The organism is Novosphingobium sp. FSW06-99, assembly GCF_001519065.1.
Taxonomy (GTDB): domain Bacteria; phylum Pseudomonadota; class Alphaproteobacteria; order Sphingomonadales; family Sphingomonadaceae; genus Novosphingobium.
In genome coordinates, this window is the sequence record NZ_KQ954279.1 from 1 (window position 1) to 1,484 (window position 1,484).

Here is a 1,484-nt window from a genome sequence, read left to right on the forward strand (position 1 = left end):
TGTCCCCGGAATTCCTAAACTGTCCCCGGAATTCCAAACTGGAGTGCACCCCGTCAGTGAGACACAGTTAATTGAGTGACACGCTGATATTGCCACATTTTGGCAGGTTGGTGGAGTGGTGAAGTTCGGCTTCGAACTCGACCGGCGGTTTGTACCCGAGCGCGGAGTGGAGGCGCTGGGTATTGTAGATGGTATCGATGAACTGGCCGATGTCGCGGCGCGCATGATCGATGGTGGCATAGGCCTTGCCGTTGACCTCTTCGGCTTTGAGCGTCTTCATGAAGCTCTCGGCCTTGGCGTTGTCATACGGGTTGGCAACCCTGCTCATGCTGATGGCGATGGCGCGGGTGTCGAGGCGCTGGCGATAATCGAGGCTGGCATATTGCACGCCCCGGTCGCTGTGGTGGATCAGCGTTTCGGGTGCGGGGTTGCGGGCCGCGATCGCCATGTCGAGTGCTTCGACGGCGAGCCGTGCTTCGAGATGGTCGTCAAGCGCCCAGCCGATCACTTTGCGGCTGAACGCATCGAGCACGACCGCGAGATAAACGAATGCCTCGCCCAGCCGGACATAGGTAATGTCTGCGACCCAGATTTGATCGAGCCCTGTCGGTACGAGGCCACGGGTCAGGTTGGCGACGATCGCAAAACCATGCCTGCTGTCGGTGGTGCGCGGCACGAACGGGCGTGCGCGAAGGCTCAGCAGATTGTCCTCGCGCATCAGCCGCAGCACGCGCTTGGCGTTGGCAACCCGCCCTTCGCGGCGCAATTGCGCGGTAATCCGCCGATAGCCGTAATGCCGATGCGCCAGGCTGAGCCGCTGGATCGCATCGCGCAAATCGGCATCGGCGCAGGCCGGTGCATGCGCGTCGAAGTGCCGGTAATAGCCGGCGCGCGATACGCCGCCGAGCTGGCACAATCGCTGGATTGTCGTGTGTGGATCGCCTTGCGTCCCGGCAGCGGTCATGGCCTGGATGACCGCGTAGATGTGGGCGCGGTGGCGTTCGCCTTGTCTGCCACTTTGTCCGCGTCCGTGAGCCGCAAGGCTCTGCGAAAAAAATCAAGATCAACCTGCTGGCGGCCGACCAACCGTTCCAACTCGGCAATCCGGAGTTGCGCCTGCGTCAGTGGGTTGGCCGGGCGCTGCAGCCCCTGCCGATCCGCCGGCCCATCCACAAGCAGCGGCGGACCGGCAGGGGCCGCAGCGCCCGGCGGATCGCCCGATCGCAACAGGCCCGGCTTCGGTCCGCGCTTGCGGTTCAGCCCCGCAACGCCAAGCCGACGCCACGCCTTGCGCCAATCGTACAGCAGCTTGCGACGCACGCCCAACTCGGCTGCAAGCGCAGTGCCCTGCTCGCCAGCTTCCAGCCGCAGCACCGCTTGCTCTTTGAACTCGGTCGTGAACACTCGGTTCGTTCGGTCTGACACGATCCCTCCTCGGATACCGTGTCACTCAATTACGCTGTCTCACGCAAGGGGCGCAGTCC

General features: G+C 63.5%; 2 protein-coding genes. Both read right to left on the reverse strand.

Annotated features, from left to right (window positions below; genetic code table 11):
- Positions 1 to 67: 67 nt before the first annotated feature.
- Positions 68 to 964, reverse strand: coding sequence for an IS3 family transposase (locus AQZ49_RS21605; RefSeq protein WP_067621043.1), 897 nt, complete (start codon positions 962 to 964; stop codon positions 68 to 70).
- Positions 961 to 1,404 carry a transposase gene (locus tag AQZ49_RS21610; protein WP_067621044.1) on the reverse strand — a complete coding sequence of 148 codons (444 nt, stop codon included), beginning with the start codon at positions 1,402 to 1,404 and terminating at the stop codon, positions 961 to 963. The genes AQZ49_RS21605 and AQZ49_RS21610 overlap by 4 nt, the downstream gene beginning before the upstream one ends.
- Positions 1,405 to 1,484 lie beyond the last annotated feature (80 nt).

What these genes read in the sequence shown, in the direction of transcription:
- AQZ49_RS21605 (WP_067621043.1), bottom strand. Translation starts at nt 964, where the DNA reads ATGACCGCTGCCGGGACGCAAGGCGATCCACACACGACAATCCAGCGA.